The organism is Dyella marensis, assembly GCF_900112865.1.
Classification (GTDB): Bacteria; Pseudomonadota; Gammaproteobacteria; order Xanthomonadales; family Rhodanobacteraceae; genus Dyella_D; species Dyella_D marensis_A.
In genome coordinates this window covers 200508-216882 of sequence record NZ_FONH01000001.1, presented here as the reverse complement: position 1 = coordinate 216882, position 16375 = coordinate 200508, and the positions used below count along the sequence as shown (strand labels likewise).

Sequence of the window (16375 nt, the reverse complement as noted above, 5' to 3'; positions counted from 1 at the left end):
CGGGTTGGCCCGAAATGACCAGCCATGGCGTGCTTTGTCCAACGTTTTATCGGTGGCGGAACCGAGACCATGCGCAAGACGCAGGACAAGCAAGGGGGCGCCGGGGCCATGCTCCAGGCAAGAAAACACGAGTTGGCGCTGTCGGTCGCCGTGGCGCTGACCAGCGTGGTGGTGCCGGCCGAAGCCGCCGCCACCGTCTATACGCAGCCGGTCACCGGCGTGGCGAGCAACGATGCGCCTGGCGGCACGGGCGGCTACAACCCCGGCTACACCATCACCAGCAACGGCGGCACGCCGACCTATGTGCTGGCCAGTGGCGACTCCATCAACGTGGAGTCGGCCGACACGCAAGTGACCGGCGTAAGCGTCACCTCGTCGTCGTCGTCCACCGTGATCGACGCCACCGCGGGCAACGTCTCCATCAACGCCACCCGCGATGTGCCCGCCACCGGTACTACCGGCGGCAGTGCGGTGGGCATCTATGCGTCCAGCCCGCAGTCCGATCCGAAATCGGTCACCGTGAACGGGCCGATCAGCGTCAGCGTCAACGACAAGAACTCCAAGGCCAACGGCAGCATCTACGGCAATGCCTATGCGCTGTGGGCGGACGACTTCGCCAGCATCACCATCAATGGCGATACCACGCTGCATGCGACGACGCCCGGCTACGGCCGCGTCATCTATCTCACCGGCAATGGCAGCCGCATCACCATCAACGGCAACCTCACCGCCGAGTCGGACAGCAACAACACCAACTACGCCATCATGGGCGACGGCCGCAGCATCCTGCGCGTCAGCGGCAACGTCGACCTGACCGCCAGCGGTATCTACCCCTCGGACAACGTCAACGGCATCTGGAATCCCAGCGTGTCCACGCGTACCGAGATCGGCGGCAACCTCAAGCTGTACGCGATCGCCCGCGGCTCGACGGTGATGGGCATCCGCAACAACGGCTATATCGGCGTCAGCGGCAATACCACCATCACGGCGCTGGGCAACCGCACCGCCTTCGGTGTCAACGCCGGCCATCGCCTGTCCAAGACCGAATTCTTCGGCGACGCCACCATTACGGTGCAGGGCGGTCCGAACCGCTTCGGCGACACCGTCGGCGCCTACAACTTCGGCGGCAACGGCGGCAACGGCTACATGCGGTTCGACGGCAACCTGACCGTGACCGCCACCAACGGCACCTTCGAGGGCGACTCGGATGTGCTGGGCATCGACAACAACGGCCGCATGACGCTGGCCACCGCCGGCACCGTCGCACGGCTGTTGCCGACCGGCACGAAGGGCACCCATTCGGCCTACGGCATCCGCAACGGCATGTCGTTCACTGCCGTGAGCGACGTGGACATCACGGTGTCGGAGAAGGCCGGCGCCACCTACGGCGTGCTCAATACCGGTGCGGCGGATTTCAACGGGGCGCTGTCGATCGCCAAGGCGGCCGGCTCGACGGCGGCCAGCCACTATGGCGTGGTCACCCGGCCCGGTGCCGCCTCGTCGGCGACGACCAATATCAACCAGGGCGGTGGCCACGCGGTCACCATCCAGGGCGATGTGCTGACCGGCTCGAACAGCGGCGGCTACACCGGCACGCTCGACCTCAAGCTGGATACGTCCGGCTCCTGGCTCAATGGCCTGGTGCTGGCCGATACCGACGGCAGCGTCGGCGCCACCAACCTGGTGGTGAACAACGGCGCGCGCTGGATCGCCAATGGCAGCGGCGCGCTGGCCGCCGACTTCGGCAGCGGCAGCCTCAGCGTGGGCAGCGGCAGCGCGATCGACCTGGCCGCGAGCTGGGGCACGTTCGCGCCGGGCAGCGTGCCGGCGTACAGCCTGCGCACCCTGCAGGTCGGCAGCAGCGCCGGCAGCGGCGCGTCGGTGAACCTGGCCGACGGCGCGGCGTTCACCCTGCTCAGCGACGTCCGCAACGGCACGGCGGACAAGCTGGTGTTCGGCAGCGGCATCGCCTCGTTCACGGCACAGGGCACGCAGAACGTGCGCATTGCCTACGACCCGGTGCTGGACGATACCTCGTGGATCAACGCGGGCACGCTGCAGAAAGGCACCTCGATCCTGTCCGCCAGCCCCATCGTGATCGTCGACGCCAGCGCGGCGGCGAGCGGCACGGCGAGTTTCCTCGCGGCGGCGGGGCTGTCCGGCCAATGGAGCGGCACGTATCAGAACGCCCTGGTGCGTTTCACTTACACGCCACGAGTGAGCCTTAGCGCAGACCGCAAGCAGATCCTGCTGGGCGGCATCGACATCGCCGGCGATGGATCGAGCACGTCGGGCGGCGGTACGGGTTCGGGTACCGGCACCAATGCCGGCACCGGCACCGGAACGAACACCGGCAACGGCAGCACCACAAGCAGCGGATCGCCGGCCAATTCGGGTAGCGCCTCGACCTCCCCGGGTACGGTCGCGACCGATGCCTCCGGCCTACCCGCGATCACGCCGGCCACCGGCGTTCTGGTGGCCGGCGATGCCATGCTCGCCCTGTCCAACCTCTGGCAGATCGACGAACGTGCGGTCTCCCGTCGCAGCGAAGCCTTGCGCCTGGACGACGCGCCCACCGGTTCGGCGTTCTGGGCCGACACCGACAGCGGCAGCCTGAAGGGCGACAGCGCCGACGGCCGCAGCTACCGGCAGGACGCCAGCAACGTCAGCGCCGGCGCCGAGTGGCGCGCGGATGCCGACCAGGGCCGCAGCACCATCGGCGTGGTGTACACGCATGCGCAATCGCGTGCCCACCTGCAGAACGGCAGTGCCGACCTGCGCGGCGACTCGGTCGGCATCTACGGCAGCTGGAATGCCGGCGGCGGCTGGTTCGCCGATGCGACGGCGCGCACCGGGCGGCTGAGCGACAGCTACACCTCGCGCGATGCCTTCGGCGTGACCTCGGGCCGCTACCATGCGCGCGCCTCCAGCGTGTCCGTGCGTGCGGGCCGCCGCTTCCGCGGCGAACACGGCGGCTATATCGAGCCGCAGGTGCAGGCGGCGTACGGTTCGATCGGTGCGATCGGCTATACGGCCAGCAACCGCGTGCGTTTCGACGCGGACCGCAACCACACCTTCCTGTCGCGCGCCGGCGTGCTGTTCGGCCAGAGCTTTTTCCTGGGCCCGACGCTGACCGGCGATGCCTATGCGCGCGTGGCGGTGGTGCATACGGTGGGCGATCGCCCGGACCTCACCGCCTCGCTCGACGGCGGCTCGCTGCCGCTGGTGTTGCCGGCGCGGCATGCCACCACCCGCGAGGTGGCGCTGGGCGGACGTGTCGCGTTCGGCCTGACCTGGAGCGCCTACGCCGAAGCGGGACACGCTTCGCGGACCGATGCGCTGGCCGGCGGCTGGCGCGCCTCGGCGGGTTTTCGCGTGAATTTCTAGCGCGGCTTGTCGAGCTGCGGCGCGCATGTCATGGTGCGCGCCGCCCGGGTCAACGGGCCGGCGAGGGATAGCGGCATGGAGCGCAAGCGGATACCCGGCATCGACGCATACGGCAGGCGCGTGCGAGTCACGCCGCGCGAGCGAGAAGCCGTCGGGGCCTACTGGTCGGAGCAGCGCGTCGCGCGCGGCACGCTGATCGCCGTGTCCAGTCTGATGGCGGTCATGGGCGTGCTGTTTCTCGCCGCAGGGCTGTTCGGTCCCTTCCTCGGGCACCGGCGCGAGCATGCCGGCTGGGTCCTGCTGATGCTCGGCGTCACGCTGTTGCCGGCGGGAATGCTGTTCCTGTGGCTGCTGCGCCGCCGGGCCCGTCTCGTGAGCGAAGACCTTGCGCTGGGAGTGAAGATCGTCGTCGACGGCATCGTCGACGCCTGCAGCGCCCTGCGCGGCAAGGCGGGTGCGATGAACTATTCGATCCGCATTGCCGTGCCGCCGGGCAAGGAGCGGGAACACTTCGCCGTGACCGAGCGGGTCTTCATGCGCGTGGGCAGGGGCGATGCGGTGCGCTGCGCCTACCTGCCGGCCTCCAGGATCCTGCTTTCCCTGAAGGCCGACGCGGTGGCTTATGCCATCGGCGAATCGGCTTGACGGCCGGTCACGACAGTTTCGGCCACACGGTCACCACGCCCGTCGCCAGGTCGTGCACCGCGCCGGCCACCATCAACGAACCCGAGCGCACGGCGGGCGCGATGATCGGCTCCAGCCCGCGCAGGCGCTGCACGCCGTTGTTGACGTTGTTGTAGGTGACCTGCTTCTGCAGCGCCTTGCCGCTGAGTTCTTCGTCCTGCTCGACGGTCTGGTCGACGGCGGGATAGATCAGTTCCAGCAGGTCGTCGATCGCGCCGGCCGGCTTGTTCTGTTCGTGGCGGAACTGGATGGCGGCCTTCATCGCGCCGCATTCGCTGTGGCCCAGCACCAGGATCAGCGATACACCCAGTTCGGCCACCGCGTACTCGATGCTGCCCTTCATCACCGGCCCGCTGCCGGCCACCACATTGCCCGCCGCGCGCACGGTGAAGAGCTGGCCCACGCCCTGGTCGAAGATGATTTCCGGCGCGGTGCGCGAATCGGCGCAGGCGATGATCGCGGCGAACGGCGCCTGGCCTTGCGCGACCTTGGCGAAATCGTCCGGCGTGCGGCACGCGGCCGAACCCTTGCCGGCGACAAAGCGTGCATTGCCCTGCAGCAGGCGCTCCAACGCTTCCTGCCCGGTGGGGCGGTGCGCCGGCAGCGGCGGGAAGCCCGGCTTGGGCAGCGCGCGCGCGTGGACATCGGCCCAGGGGGCGGCAGCCGAAGCCATGGCGAGGGCGGACAACTGCAGGAACTGGCGGCGGGAAGTGGTCGTCATGAGAAGGGCGCTGATTGGGGAAGGAGGTGCGCAACGCGCAGGCCGCGCAGCATGCGCGCGACGGTGTCGCACGCATGGCGCCATGCCCCGGGGCATGCGACAACGCGCAGGCGCATACGAATAAATCGGCTGGCATCCGCATGCCATGTCATTTCGGGCCGCTGCGCGGTGAGGAGGGGCCGCGGCGCGCGCTACGGCAGCGCGCCGACGTTCAAGGCGATCCTGCGTGGCGCAGCGAAGTGCGCAGGGCCTGCACCGCCACGGCTGCGTTTACCTGGTGCAGGCCGTCGGGCCTGGCGCCGTCCAGCAGGAGCAGCTTGCGGATCGAGTCCGCGTCGAGATCCGGCGCGATCGACAACAGCAAGGCCACGATGCCGGTGACATGCGCCGCGGCCATCGACGAACCGGAAGTGAAGTCGTAGCCGCCATTGGGCTGGGTGGTGAGGATGTCGCTGCCAGGCGCGCTGACGACGCCCGGCGGTGCGGGCGTGCTGGCGCTGGAACGCACCACGATCACACCCGGCGAGTTGTCGGGAAAACCGTTGGCGTCGCCATCCGGCGGACGCGCGGCGACCACGATGCGCTTCTGCCGCAGCAGCTCGTCCAGCAGCTTGCCCAGCAGCGGATCGGCCGGTCCGCCCAGGCTCAGATTGACCACGCGCGCATCCGTGTCCAGCACGCCGGCCAGCGCCTTGGCCAGGGTGAAGGAATTGCAGCGCGCGCCGGCGTTGCGGTCGGCATACCAGCAGGCCTTGTAGACGCTGAGCTGCGCCTTCGGCGCCATGCCCACGATGCCCTGGTGGTTGTCGCCCATCGCCGCGATGATGCCGGCCACTTCGGTGCCGTGCGCGTCGCCGTCGAAGGCGGCCTGGTCGTCGTCCACCGCATTGTGGGTGTCGGCGATGCGGCCCTTCAGGTCCGGATGGGTCAGGTCCGCGCCGGTGTCGACGATGGCCACGTGCACGCCGCCGCCCTGGCTGGCCTCATGCGCGACCGCGGCGTCGGTTTCGACGAAGCCGCGCTGCAGGTCCGCATAGGGATCGTTGTACTTGTGCGCGCCCTGCTGCGGCGGGTCGGCATAGACCTCGTAGTTCTGCAGCGGCTGCGCCAGCTTCACGCGCCCGTCCTTGGCCAGATCCTGCAGCAGCGCATCGCGATCGGCGCCCGCGGGCGGCTCCACCACGATGCAGAACAGGCCCAGCGCCTTGATCGGCCAGCCGACCACTTCGCGCAGGCCGTAGTGCTGCTTGAGATCGTCCAGCTGCGAGACCGCGCGCTGGCCGGCGCCGTAATGGCCCGGCGGCACATAGCCGACCAGGCTGGAGCCGGCGTGGGTGCCCGGCGGATCGAGCGGATTGGCGACGGCCAGCACGATGTCGCGCCGGCTGTCCATCGAGGCCGCGGCCGACGCCGCCGGCGTCGAAGCACGTTGTCCGAGCGACGCCGCCGGCGCGGAAGCGCAGGCGCTCAGCATGAGCGCCATGGCGGCGGCGAAGCAGGCGCGCGGCAGTTTCTTCACGGCGCGGCGGCCACCGGCTCGGCCATGCGGATGCCGCGCGCGGCGCGCAGTTGCCGCACCACCTCGGCCTGGGTGGTGGCGGTGCCGGACGAGACGACGGTGTAGGCACCGACCTCGTTGGGTCCACCCACCACCTGCAGGTGCAGCGCATGCACCAGCGTGTTCCAGTCGGCCACTTTCATGGCGGCGTCGGGGACCACGCGGATCGCGCCGGCCGGCGCGGGGGCCGCGTCCTGGCTGCTGTAGGTGCGGTAGTCGGCCGCGCCCTGTTCGCGGTACAGCTTCAGGCCGAGCATGCCGATGCCCAGCGCCTGCAGCACCACCGCGGCGGCCAGGCCGCGCAGCAGCCAGCTGTTGTGCGTGCGCGCCTTTGCGGGCAGTGCCGCTTCGGCGTCGTGCGCGTCCAGGCGGTCGAGCAGGTGCTTCAGCCCCGCGTTGGCGTCGACCGCGACATCGGCCGGCAGCGACAGCGCATCGCGCAGGCGGATCTGCTGCGCGTATTCCACGCGGCAGGCTTCGCATTGTGCGAGGTGGGCGTCCAGCCATTGCGCCTGCTCGGGCGTAGCGTGGCCCTGCAACACCCAGGGCATGGCTTCCCAGGCGCGGGCGCAATCCCGGCTGGCGTTGATCGAAAACGTCATGGCGCACCTCCGGCGTGCGCTGAGGATTCGCCGGCAAGATCCGGCAAGACATTGCGCAAGCGCACTCGCGCGTGGAACAGCCGCGCCTTCACCGTGCCGACCGGGCACTGCATGATCACCGCCACGTCGTTGAGCGAATGGCCCACGCCGTAGACCAGCTCCAGCACCACGCGCTGGTCCACCGTCAGGCGGTCCAGCGCCTTGCCCAGCCAGTCGCGCAGCTCGTGGTCCTCGCTGGGGTCGTGGCTGGGCGCGCGGTCGCCGTACAGGGCGTCGTCCTCGATCGGCTCGTCGCCGTGCTGGCGCAGCGCCTTCAGGCCGCAGCGGTAGGCGATGCCCATGATCCAGGTGGACACGCGCGAATCGCCCTGGAACGTGCCGGCCTTCTGCCAGGCGATCCAGAAGCAGTCGTTGATCACTTCCTCGATCACGTCCGGCCGTCGGGTCAGGCGCGACAGGAAACGGCCCAGGCGGCCGTTGTAGCCGCGGTACAGCGTGGCCAGCGCCACGCGATCGCCGGCCGCCATGCGCTGCAGCAGCGCTCGGTCGGTGGCGTCGGCTTCGATGTCGGCTTCGTTCATGGTCGTCAGTTCACCGGTCGAAAAGCGGCGGGGCTGTCGTCATGGGTGCCGGGTGGACGGTAAAAGGTTGCGCCCGGGTCGCGACCCGCCGCAAGTCGGTCAGAAGGACCAAAGCACGGTCGCCACCCAGGGTTCCGCCTCGGGGGAGCGGGAGCGCCAGTAGCGGGGCGTCTTCACATCCGCTGCGACCCGGTCCAGCTCGACCCGCCAGGCGCCCCGGGTCCAGGCCAGGCCGGCGTGGCCGTAGCGGTAATAGGGGTAGGGGTCGAAATAGGACTTGGCCACCCCGGCGCCGAGCGACAGGGACAGCTCGTCGGTCAGCGGCCAATGAAAGTTGGCGTCGGCGCCCCCGCGGGTGCGCTCATGGTCGGCGTGGGTGAAGTGGGTAGCCGAGACGCCGACGGTCAGCACGTCGCGCCAGCTCCAGTGCAGGCCGGCTTCGCTGCGGTCGAAGAAGCGGCTGCTGGCCGGATATTTGTAATAGATCGCGCCGGCCTGCATGGACCAGTCGTCGGAGAGCGTCCAGTAATGCGACAGCTGGCCCATCGCCTCGACCATCCGCCCCGGCGTGCGCGCCTGCGCGCTGGCGGAAACGCCCAGCGCCCAGCCGTCCGGCGTGGTCCACGACAGCAGGCCCTGCAGGATCGGCGTGGCCTTGGTCACGGCCTGGCCGCGGTCGACCAGCTGCGAACTGAGCGCGATGCCGCCACCCAGCGTGCCGCCGCCGACGGTAGTCGCATGCAGCGGCAGCGCCATGCAGATCGCCGCCACGGCGGGCAGGGCCCAGCGTAGCGGCGAGGTGTTGCATGGCGCGGCGAGCGATGTCGTCAGTGGAGCGTGCCCAGGTAGGAAATGAGATCGTCGAGCTGCTTTGGATCGTTCAGCCCATCGTATTTCATTTTCGTACCTGGATTGGCGCGCTTGGCCGGCTGGCCGAGATAACTGTGCAGTTGTTCCGGTGTCCACACCCACGCGGACTGCGCACGCAATGCATCCGAGTACTCGTAGTCCGGCACGGCCGCGGCCTTGCGGCCGACCACGCCGAACAGGCTGGGGCCTTTCTTGTTGCGGCCTTCCTTGATGCTGTGGCACTCGGCGCATTCGCTCTTGAACACGTCGGAGCCGGCGGAGGCATCGCCGGCGAAGGCCGGCGAGGCAGTCATCCAGGCGCAGGCAAGTACGCCGAGGGCAAGATTGCGAAAGTTTCGCTTAAGGCTGGAAGTCTTCACGCGTCGTCATCCGGGTCAGAACGCCACGCTGGCGGTGATGGAAAAAGCATTGAAGTCGCGCGCATTGGTGCCGGGCGCGCCGAAGATGTTGTCGCTGGCGCCGTTGAAGCGGGTGAAGCGGAACCAGTTGGCGGCGAGCTTGAGGTTGGCCATCGCGGTGTACGAGTCGTCCTTGCCGAACGGCGCCCAGTACAGGCTGATCAGGTTGGCGGTGGTGTTCGGCACGCCATAGGGGAAGAAGCGCCCGTCGTCGCGCGAACCGGTACTGACCATGTGCGAGACCAGCAGGGTATAGCTCTGCTTGAAGGTATAGGCGGCGGTCGCCACCTGGTCGTGCACCGTGCCGCGCGGCTTGGCCAGCGGCGTGGGCAGGCTGCCGTACTTGCGCTGCTCCAGGATGTTCACGTAGCTCAGCTGCACGATGTGCTCGCGGTTGCCGAGGTACTGGTAGGTCAGGTCGTAGCCCAGGTCGGTGAGCTTGTCCTTCGGGCCGCCGGTGCGCGGCAGCTCACGCTTGGTGCTCAGCGCGACCACGCCAGCGGAAAAGAACTGGCGCCGCAGGTCGCGCATGTAGGCGAAGCGCACGTAGCCGGTGTCGTGCAGCTTGCCCGGGTCGCCATTGGGGTTGTAGCCCAGGCGGTCCTGGGTGGAACGCTGCAGCGAGTTGTAGGTGCCCGCCTCGCCGTACCAGCGGGAATCGTACAGGCCGTACACGGTAGCGCCGATCACGCGGTTGGCCGGCGCGTTCGGGCTGGACGGATTGAGCACGGTGCCGGTGACGCCGGGCGGGCCCAGCGAGGAGGCGCCGGGCAGGGCGGCGATCGGATCCTGGAAGCCGGGGTTGTTGTTGACGCTCACGCCCAGGGTGAGGTCCTTGCCGCCGAGCTTCAGCTCCTTCGCCACGAAGCGCAGGTCGACATCGCTCAGCTTGGTGTCGAAGCGGTTGTGGCCATCGTTATTGCTGCTCACCTTCACATAGCCGCCGACCTGGTCGGTCAGGCGGCCGGCCAGATAGACGTCCGCCTCGGTGAGCCGGTTGGAACTCTCGCCGCGCGCGGGCACGTTGCGCGTGCCGATCAACTGCGCGGCCACCGGCAGCTTGAAGCCCTTGCCGTCGGTGTCGGTATAGCCGTTGAGCTTGAAGCGCATGCCGTAGGGCGTGAGCGCGGGACCATAAGAGCCCGCATGGCAATCCGCGCAGGCGGAACCAGTCTGGCGGGCATACACGGGAATGGCCTGCGCGGTGGTGCAGGCCAGCGAGAACGCGGCGCCCACGCCGTACAGCACGGTCATGTTCCGCGTCCGGCGCGCCATCCGGCGGTACGGCAGAGACAGCATGAAACCTCCTTGATGTTTCGAGGGGTGGTGTTGCGAGAGGGGGTTGCAACGAGCGGTCAGCGCGAACGCCAGGGCCACATCGAGCGCAGCACGTCGTCGCGCCGCACGAAGTGGTGATAGAGCGCCGCGCCGATATGCAGCAGCACCAGCGCGAGCAGGGCCCAGGCGACATCCTGGTGCCAGACCAGCAAGGCGTCGGCGAGGTCTTCGTCCTCGGCGACCAGCGCGGGCAGGACGGCGCCGAACAGGTACACCGGCTTGCCTTCGGCATTGCTCAGCGCCCAGCCGAGCAGCGGCAGGCCGAGCAGGATCAGGTACAGCGCCGCATGGGTGAGCCAGGCGGCGATGCGTACCAGCCTGGAGTGAATGACCTGCGGCAGGCGTCCGCCGCGGAAACGCAGCGCGATGCGCAGCACCGCCAGCAACAGCACCAGCAGGCCGGTATGGCGATGGCCTTCCAGCAGCCATTGCCGCGCGACGCGGCCGGCCACCTCGTCACGCGTGAGCGCGAACGCCGCCGCGGCAATCAGCAGCAACACCGTGGTCCAGTGGAGGATCGCCATGCCGCGCGGGCGGGAGATCGGTTCGTGCTTGTCCTGGCTTGCGATGGCGGGCGTGCTGCCCGGCATCGCCATGTCCGCCTTGTCCTCGTACCTCGAACCCATCCAGCGATCCCCGCGCGTCGTGTCTGCGGCGTATGTGCCGCTTGGATCGAGAAAGGTTGCAAGCTGGCATAGGTTGGGGTGAGCCGCAGGCGAACCCCAACTTGAGCCTGTCCATGCTCCGCAAGGTTGGGGTTCGCCTGCGGCTCACCCCAACCTGCGTCATCTGCGGGAAGCGTTCGCAACCTTTCCCCTCACCACCGGCACTCAGCCTCGAACAGGTCGTACTCACACGAGCGCAGAGCCAGCCACCATGGACATCGAACGCATCCAGTTTCAGAAGCACGGCGACCACGGCGGCATGCTGGTGGCGCTGGAACAGGAGCGCAACGTGCCGTTCGAGATCCGGCGGGTGTACTACGTGTACGCCACCGAGCCGAACGTGCACCGCGGCCGTCACGCGCACCGCCGCCTCAAGCAGCTGGCGGTGGCCGTGCGCGGCTCGGTCACCATCCTGCTCGACGACGGCACCGGGCCGGTCGAGGTGGTGCTGAACGATCCGGCCCAGGGCCTGCTGCTGGGCGACATGGTCTGGCGCGAGCTGTACGACTTCAGCGACGACTGCGTGCTGATGGTGCTGGCCGACCAGTTCTACGATCCGGCCGACTACATCACCGACTACGACGAATTCCTGCGCGAGGCCAACGGCTTCCACCGCCTCGGGGGCGCGGTGGCATGAGCCGGCCGCTGGTGCTGGTCGGCGCGGGCGAGATGGCGCGGATCGCCTGCGAGTATTTCGAGCACGACAGCGACTACGACGTGGTCGCCTTCAGCGTCGAGCGCGCCTACCTCAGAGAGACCGAGCTGGAAGGACGGCCGGTGCTGGCTTACGAAGACCTTGCCGCGCATTACGCCCCGGGCGAGGCGGAGCTGTTCGTGGCCATTCCCGCCACCGGCCTCAACCGCCTGCGCACGCGCCTGTACCTGGATGGCAAGGGCAAGGGCTACCGCTTTGCCAGCTATGTGAGCAGCCACGCCTTCGTGTGGCGCAACGCCGAGATCGGCGAGAACAGTTTTATTTTCGAGAACAACGTGATCCAGCCGTTCGTGCGGGTGGGCAACAACTGCATCCTGTGGAGCGGCAACCACGTCGGCCATCGCACGGTGGTGCGCGACCATGTCTTCGTCGCCTCGCACGCGGTGATTTCCGGTTTCTGCGAGATCGGCGAAAGCAGTTTCGTCGGCGTCAACGCGACCTTCAACGACGGCGTGAAAGTGGCCGCGGACAATGTGATCGGCTCCGGTGCCCTGGTGGTGCGCGATACCGAGCCGGGCAAGGTCTACGTGGGTTCGCCGGCGCGCGCCTTGCCGGACAAGTCCAGCCTGGACGTGAGGTTCTAGCGCGCATGCCCGCTCGCAACCGGCAGATCTGGACCAAGCGCGGCCTGGTATTCGATGCCGCGCGCCACGGCGTGGGCGGCTGGATGCGCCATTCCGCGCTGACGCCCACGCCCTGGCTGCTCGACGAGGAGCGCATCCGCGTCTACGCGGGCTTTCGCGACGGCGACGGCGTCAGCCGGCTCGGCTATGCCGACCTGGCGGCGGACGAACCGACGCGCGTGCTGGGCGTGAGCAAGCGGCCGGTGCTGGACATCGGCCGCGGCGGCTGCTTCGACGACAACGGCATGATCCTGGGCGACGTGGTCGCCGCGCCGGGGGGGCTGCATCTGTTCTACGTGGGTTTCCAGCAGGTGGCCAAGGCCAAGTTCCTCGCTTTCAGCGGACTGGCCTTGTCGACCGACGGCGGCGAACGTTTCCAGCGCGTGCAGGAAACGCCGATCCTGGATCGCGCGCCACGCCGCAGCACCATCGCCGCGATCCACAGCGCGCACTATGACGACGGCCTGTGGCGCCTTTGGTATGCAGTGGGCGACGACTGGGAATCGATCGGCGGCCGGCCGTTCCCGCGCTATCACATCTGCTATGCCGAGACCCGCGACCTGAGCGCGATCCCGCGCGGCGACCGCATCTGCCTGCTGCCCGGCGGCGACGAATACCGCATCGGCCGGCCGCGCGTGTATCGCTTCGGCGACCGCTACGTCATGTACTTCACCTGGGGCGATCGCGCCGGCCGCTATCAGCCCGGCGTGGCCTTCAGCGACGACGGCGTGCAGTGGGAGCGCCACGACGAAGCGCTCGGCATCGAGCCGTCGCGGGACGGCTGGGATGCGCGCGCGCTGTGCTATCCGGCGCTGCTGCGCCACGGCCGCCGGCTGCTGATGTTCTACAACGGTAACGACATGGGCCAGGCCGGCTTCGGCCTGGCCGAGGCCGCACTGGACGAAGACCTGCGCATCGTCACGGCCGGGGAGGGCGCTCATGCTCTCGGTTAGGCCCTACGCGCCCGTCGACGCCACGGCCTGGGATGCGCTGGTGGCGCGCTCGCGCAACGGCAACCTGCTGCACCGGCGCGGCTACATGGACTATCACGCCGGGCGTTTCGAGGACGCCTCGCTGCTGGTCGAGAAGGACGGCGAACTGGTGGCGGTGTTTCCCGCCAACCGCGACGGCGAGCAGGTGAGCAGCCATGGCGGGCTCACCTATGCCGGCCTGATCAGCTCGCACGCCTTGCGTGCCGAGGCGGCGCTGGAAGCGTTCGAGCGGATCGGCGCGCACTACCACGAGCAGGGTGCGCGGCGGCTGCTCTACAAGGCGGTGCCGCATGTATTCCATGCCTATCCGGCCGAAGAAGACCTGTACGCGCTGCACCGGCTCGGCGCGCGCCTGGTGCGGCGCGACCTGTCGTCGGTGATCGCGCTGCGCGAACCGCCCGGCTTCACCGAGGAGCGGCGCCGTGCCATCGGCAAGGCGCGCAAGGCAGGCCTGGCCGTGCGCACGGGCGGCGACCTCGCCGCCTTCCATGCCTTGCTGGTGCAGGTATTGGCCAGGCATGACGCCGCACCGGTGCACACGCTGGCGGAACTGCGCCTGCTGCAAGGCCGCTTTCCCGAACAGATCGTGCTGCACGAAGTCGCCGACGACAACGAACTGCTGGCCGCGGCGCTGGTCTACGACCTGGGTCCGGCGGTGCACACCCAATACCTGGCCGCCTCGGAGTCCGGCCGGCAACGCCATGCGCTGAGCCTGCTGCTGGGCGAGCTGATCGAACGCACTTACGCGCACAAGCGCCATTTCAGTTTCGGCATTTCCACCGAGCAGGCCGGCCAGGTGCTCAACGCCGGTCTGGTGGCGCAGAAGGAACGCTTCGGCGCGCGCGCCGCGGTGCACGATTTCTACGAATGGGTGCTCGCATGAGCGTCCCGTTCTTCGACCTGCAGGCGGTCAACGCGCGCTATGCCGAGGCGCTGAAAGCCGCCGCCGCGCGCGTGATCGATTCGGGCTGGTACATCCTCGGCGGCGAGCTGGAAGCGTTCGAGCGCGAGTTCGCCGACTACTGCGGCGTGCGCCACGCGCTCGGCGTGGGCAACGGCCTGGACGCGCTGGCGCTGATCCTGCGCGCCTACATCGGGCTGGGCGTGCTGCGCGAAGGCGACGAGGTGATCGTGCCGGCCAACACCTTCATCGCCACCTTCCTGGCGGTGAGCCAGAGCGGCCTGGTGCCGGTGCCGGTCGAACCCGATCCGGTGACGTTCAATCTGGACCCGGCGCGGGTGGAGCTGGCGATCGGTCCACGCACGCGCGCCGTCATCGCCGTGCATCTCTACGGCCAGCTGGCGGAGATGCCGGTGCTGGCCGCGCTGGCGCGCCGGCGCGGGCTGCTGCTGATCGAGGACGCGGCGCAGGCGCACGGCGCCGCGCTGGACGGCTGCAAGGCCGGCGCTTTCGGCGATGCCGCGGCCTTCAGCTTTTTTCCGACCAAGAACCTCGGCGCGCTGGGCGACGGCGGTGCGGTCACCACCAGCGACGATGCGCTGGCGCGCCGCGTCGCCGCGCTGCGCAACTACGGTTCGGAAACCAAGTATCACCACCTGTTCCAGGGCGTGAATTCGCGCCTGGACGAACTGCAGGCCGCGCTGCTGCGGGTGAAGCTCGCCCACCTGGACGAGGAGATCCTGCTCCGCCGCCGCATCGCGCGGCGCTATCGCGAAGGCATCGTGCACCCGGCGATCGCGCCGCCGCAGGTGACGCGCGAGGACGGGCACGTGTGGCATCTGTTCGTGCTGCGCTGCCGGCGCCGCGACGCGCTGCAGCGGCACCTGCAAGCCTGGGGCATCCACACCCAGGTGCATTACCCCGTGCCGGCGCACCGCCAGCCCGCCTATTCCGAATGGCATCGCCTCCATTTGCCGGTGACCGAGCGGCTGCACGCGGAAGTGCTGAGCCTGCCGCTGAATCCGGCGCTGGACGAGGCCGCGGTCGAACGCGTCATCGCCGCCTGCCGCGCGTTCAAGGGCAACGCATGAACATCGCGCGCGCCGGCCTGTACAGCGCCATCGGCACTGCCGCGCGGCTGGTCGCCGGCCTGGTGGTGGTCAAGCTGGTGGCGTGGGCGGCCGGGCCGGATGGCGTCGGCAAGCTGGGCCAGTTCATGAGCCTGATGTCGCTGCTGGCGGTGCTCGCCGGCGGCGGCATCAGCGCGGCCATCGTCAAGTACGTGGCCGAATACCGCGACGATCCGGAACGCCTGGCGCGCCTGCTGCGCGCGGCGCTCGGCTATGCGCTGTGCGCGGCGGTGCTGATGGGGCTGGCGGCGCTGCTGTTCAGCCGCCAGCTCGCGCTGTGGCTGCTGGACGACGTGCGCTACGAAAGCCTGCTGCGCGTGCTGGCCTTCGCCCAGGTCGGCATCGCCTTCAGCAACTATCTGCTGGCGGTGATCAACGGCTTCATGGACGTGCGCCGGCTGGTCTTCATCCAGGTGGTGGGTTCGGCGCTGAGCATCGCGCTGGCGGCGTGGCTGTCCTGGCAGCAGGGCTTGTACGGCGCGCTGCTCGCGCTGGTACTGGGCCAGCTGCTGTGGCTGGCGATCGGGCTGCCGGCCTGGTGGCGCAGCCCGGACTTCCGGCCGGGCATGCTGCGCGCCGGTTTCGACCGCGACATGATCGTGCGGCTGGCGACGTTCTCGCTGATGACCTTGAGCTCCGCGCTGTGCGCGCCGCTGGTCAATATCGCCGTGCGCGACCACCTGGCCGCGCAGTTCGGCTGGGAGCAGGTCGGCTACTGGCAGGCAGTGACGCGGGTGTCGGATGCCTATCTGCTGTTCCTCACCACCGCCATCAACGTCTATTACCTGCCCAGGCTGGCCGCGGTGCGCGAGCGCGAGGAGTTGAAGCGCGAACTGGCCCAGGCCTGGCGCCAGCTGCTGCCGGCGGCGGCGGTGCTGGCGCTGCTGGTATACGTGGCACGCGAATGGGTCACGCGCGCGCTGTTCAGCGCCGACTTCGCCGCGGCCAATGCGCTGTACGGGCCGCAGCTGATCGGCGACGTGATCAAGATCGGCTCCTTCGTGCTGTCCTACCTGATGCTGGCCAAGGCCATGACCGGCCTGTTCGTGCTGTCGGAGTTCGTCTTCGCGGCCAGCTATCTGGGCCTGGTGTTCGTGTTCACCCGCTGGTACGGGCTGCCCGGCGCGGTCTACGCGTTCGCGCTGAATTACCTGTTCTATCTCTTCTTCAACCTGCTGGTGGCCCGGCGCTACCTGAGGAGGCTGTAGCC

16 protein-coding genes are annotated in these 16375 nt (G+C 69.0%); 8 read left to right on the top strand and 8 right to left on the bottom strand.

Translation table 11 applies throughout. The features are described 5' to 3' along the window. Positions 1 to 69: 69 nt before the first annotated feature. Positions 70 to 3387 (top strand): autotransporter outer membrane beta-barrel domain-containing protein, encoded by a 3318-nt coding sequence (locus BM172_RS00865; protein ID WP_143096408.1) that lies wholly within the window; start codon positions 70 to 72, stop codon positions 3385 to 3387. A gap of 75 nt (positions 3388 to 3462) precedes the next feature. After that, on the top strand, positions 3463 to 4032 hold the full coding sequence (locus BM172_RS00860) for a hypothetical protein (RefSeq protein ID WP_026634222.1): 570 nt from the start codon (positions 3463 to 3465) through the stop codon (positions 4030 to 4032). A gap of 7 nt (positions 4033 to 4039) precedes the next feature. On the opposite strand, the gene BM172_RS00855 is transcribed toward BM172_RS00860, so the two are convergent. The 8 genes from BM172_RS00855 to BM172_RS00820 form a co-directional block, all read right to left on the bottom strand. Beyond that, complete coding sequence (locus BM172_RS00855; protein ID WP_035322797.1) at positions 4040 to 4792, bottom strand: carbonic anhydrase; 753 nt, start codon at positions 4790 to 4792, stop codon at positions 4040 to 4042. Positions 4793 to 5003: 211 nt separating this feature from the next. Beyond that, the gene (locus BM172_RS00850) at positions 5004 to 6275 is read right to left on the bottom strand and encodes a S8 family serine peptidase (RefSeq protein ID WP_051548486.1); all 1272 of its coding nucleotides are present in this window, start codon (positions 6273 to 6275) and stop codon (positions 5004 to 5006) included. Positions 6276 to 6307: 32 nt separating this feature from the next. Then, positions 6308 to 6952, bottom strand: coding sequence for a zf-HC2 domain-containing protein (locus BM172_RS00845; protein WP_026634219.1), 645 nt, complete (start codon positions 6950 to 6952; stop codon positions 6308 to 6310). Beyond that, a complete protein-coding gene (locus BM172_RS00840) occupies positions 6949 to 7533 on the bottom strand; it encodes an RNA polymerase sigma factor (RefSeq protein ID WP_026634218.1) in 585 nt (194 codons plus the stop codon). The genes BM172_RS00845 and BM172_RS00840 overlap by 4 nt, the downstream gene beginning before the upstream one ends. Before the next feature lie 99 nt (positions 7534 to 7632). Continuing rightward, entirely contained in the window at positions 7633 to 8289 is a 657-nt protein-coding gene (locus BM172_RS00835) for a TorF family putative porin (protein WP_051548436.1), read from the bottom strand. A 71-nt stretch (positions 8290 to 8360) separates the two neighbouring features. Beyond that, positions 8361 to 8696 (bottom strand): c-type cytochrome, encoded by a 336-nt coding sequence (locus BM172_RS00830; RefSeq protein WP_026634217.1) that lies wholly within the window; start codon positions 8694 to 8696, stop codon positions 8361 to 8363. An 81-nt stretch (positions 8697 to 8777) separates the two neighbouring features. Then, positions 8778 to 10100, bottom strand: coding sequence for a hypothetical protein (locus tag BM172_RS00825; protein ID WP_026634216.1), 1323 nt, complete (start codon positions 10098 to 10100; stop codon positions 8778 to 8780). 56 nt (positions 10101 to 10156) lie between these two features. Next, positions 10157 to 10663, bottom strand: coding sequence for a cytochrome b (locus BM172_RS00820; RefSeq protein WP_026634215.1), 507 nt, complete (start codon positions 10661 to 10663; stop codon positions 10157 to 10159). A gap of 352 nt (positions 10664 to 11015) precedes the next feature. Here BM172_RS00820 and BM172_RS00815 point away from each other — a divergent pair, with 352 nt between their 5' ends. From BM172_RS00815 to BM172_RS00790, 6 genes are read left to right on the top strand one after another with little or no spacing between them, the layout of a single operon-like run. Next, complete coding sequence (locus BM172_RS00815; RefSeq protein ID WP_026634214.1) at positions 11016 to 11441, top strand: sugar 3,4-ketoisomerase; 426 nt, start codon at positions 11016 to 11018, stop codon at positions 11439 to 11441. Beyond that, positions 11438 to 12103, top strand: coding sequence for an acetyltransferase (locus BM172_RS00810; RefSeq protein ID WP_026634213.1), 666 nt, complete (start codon positions 11438 to 11440; stop codon positions 12101 to 12103). The genes BM172_RS00815 and BM172_RS00810 overlap by 4 nt, the downstream gene beginning before the upstream one ends. A 5-nt stretch (positions 12104 to 12108) precedes the next feature. Then, complete coding sequence (locus BM172_RS00805) at positions 12109 to 13095, top strand: glycoside hydrolase family protein (protein WP_026634212.1); 987 nt, start codon at positions 12109 to 12111, stop codon at positions 13093 to 13095. Beyond that, entirely contained in the window at positions 13082 to 14017 is a 936-nt protein-coding gene (locus BM172_RS00800) for a GNAT family N-acetyltransferase (RefSeq protein ID WP_026634211.1), read from the top strand. The genes BM172_RS00805 and BM172_RS00800 overlap by 14 nt, the downstream gene beginning before the upstream one ends. After that, a complete protein-coding gene (locus tag BM172_RS00795; protein WP_026634210.1) occupies positions 14014 to 15126 on the top strand; it encodes a DegT/DnrJ/EryC1/StrS family aminotransferase in 1113 nt (370 codons plus the stop codon). The genes BM172_RS00800 and BM172_RS00795 overlap by 4 nt, the downstream gene beginning before the upstream one ends. Further along, on the top strand, positions 15123 to 16373 hold the full coding sequence (locus BM172_RS00790; RefSeq protein WP_026634209.1) for an O-antigen translocase: 1251 nt from the start codon (positions 15123 to 15125) through the stop codon (positions 16371 to 16373). The genes BM172_RS00795 and BM172_RS00790 overlap by 4 nt, the downstream gene beginning before the upstream one ends. The last annotated feature ends 2 nt before the right edge of the window (positions 16374 to 16375 follow it).

Bases quoted from the DNA above. Each gene is read 5' to 3' on its own strand.
- BM172_RS00865 (WP_143096408.1), top strand. From the start codon at position 70: ATGCGCAAGACGCAGGACAAGCAAGGGGGCGCCGGGGCCATGCTCCAG.
- BM172_RS00860 (WP_026634222.1), top strand. From the start codon at position 3,463: ATGGAGCGCAAGCGGATACCCGGCATCGACGCATACGGCAGGCGCGTG.
- BM172_RS00855 (WP_035322797.1), bottom strand. From the start codon at position 4,792: ATGACGACCACTTCCCGCCGCCAGTTCCTGCAGTTGTCCGCCCTCGCC.
- BM172_RS00850 (WP_051548486.1), bottom strand. From the start codon at position 6,275: ATGGCGCTCATGCTGAGCGCCTGCGCTTCCGCGCCGGCGGCGTCGCTC.
- BM172_RS00845 (WP_026634219.1), bottom strand. From the start codon at position 6,952: ATGACGTTTTCGATCAACGCCAGCCGGGATTGCGCCCGCGCCTGGGAA.
- BM172_RS00840 (WP_026634218.1), bottom strand. From the start codon at position 7,533: ATGAACGAAGCCGACATCGAAGCCGACGCCACCGACCGAGCGCTGCTG.
- BM172_RS00835 (WP_051548436.1), bottom strand. From the start codon at position 8,289: ATGGCGCTGCCGCTGCATGCGACTACCGTCGGCGGCGGCACGCTGGGT.
- BM172_RS00830 (WP_026634217.1), bottom strand. From the start codon at position 8,696: ATGACTGCCTCGCCGGCCTTCGCCGGCGATGCCTCCGCCGGCTCCGAC.
- BM172_RS00825 (WP_026634216.1), bottom strand. From the start codon at position 10,100: ATGCTGTCTCTGCCGTACCGCCGGATGGCGCGCCGGACGCGGAACATG.
- BM172_RS00820 (WP_026634215.1), bottom strand. From the start codon at position 10,663: ATGGCGATCCTCCACTGGACCACGGTGTTGCTGCTGATTGCCGCGGCG.
- BM172_RS00815 (WP_026634214.1), top strand. From the start codon at position 11,016: ATGGACATCGAACGCATCCAGTTTCAGAAGCACGGCGACCACGGCGGC.
- BM172_RS00810 (WP_026634213.1), top strand. From the start codon at position 11,438: ATGAGCCGGCCGCTGGTGCTGGTCGGCGCGGGCGAGATGGCGCGGATC.
- BM172_RS00805 (WP_026634212.1), top strand. From the start codon at position 12,109: ATGCCCGCTCGCAACCGGCAGATCTGGACCAAGCGCGGCCTGGTATTC.
- BM172_RS00800 (WP_026634211.1), top strand. From the start codon at position 13,082: ATGCTCTCGGTTAGGCCCTACGCGCCCGTCGACGCCACGGCCTGGGAT.
- BM172_RS00795 (WP_026634210.1), top strand. From the start codon at position 14,014: ATGAGCGTCCCGTTCTTCGACCTGCAGGCGGTCAACGCGCGCTATGCC.
- BM172_RS00790 (WP_026634209.1), top strand. From the start codon at position 15,123: ATGAACATCGCGCGCGCCGGCCTGTACAGCGCCATCGGCACTGCCGCG.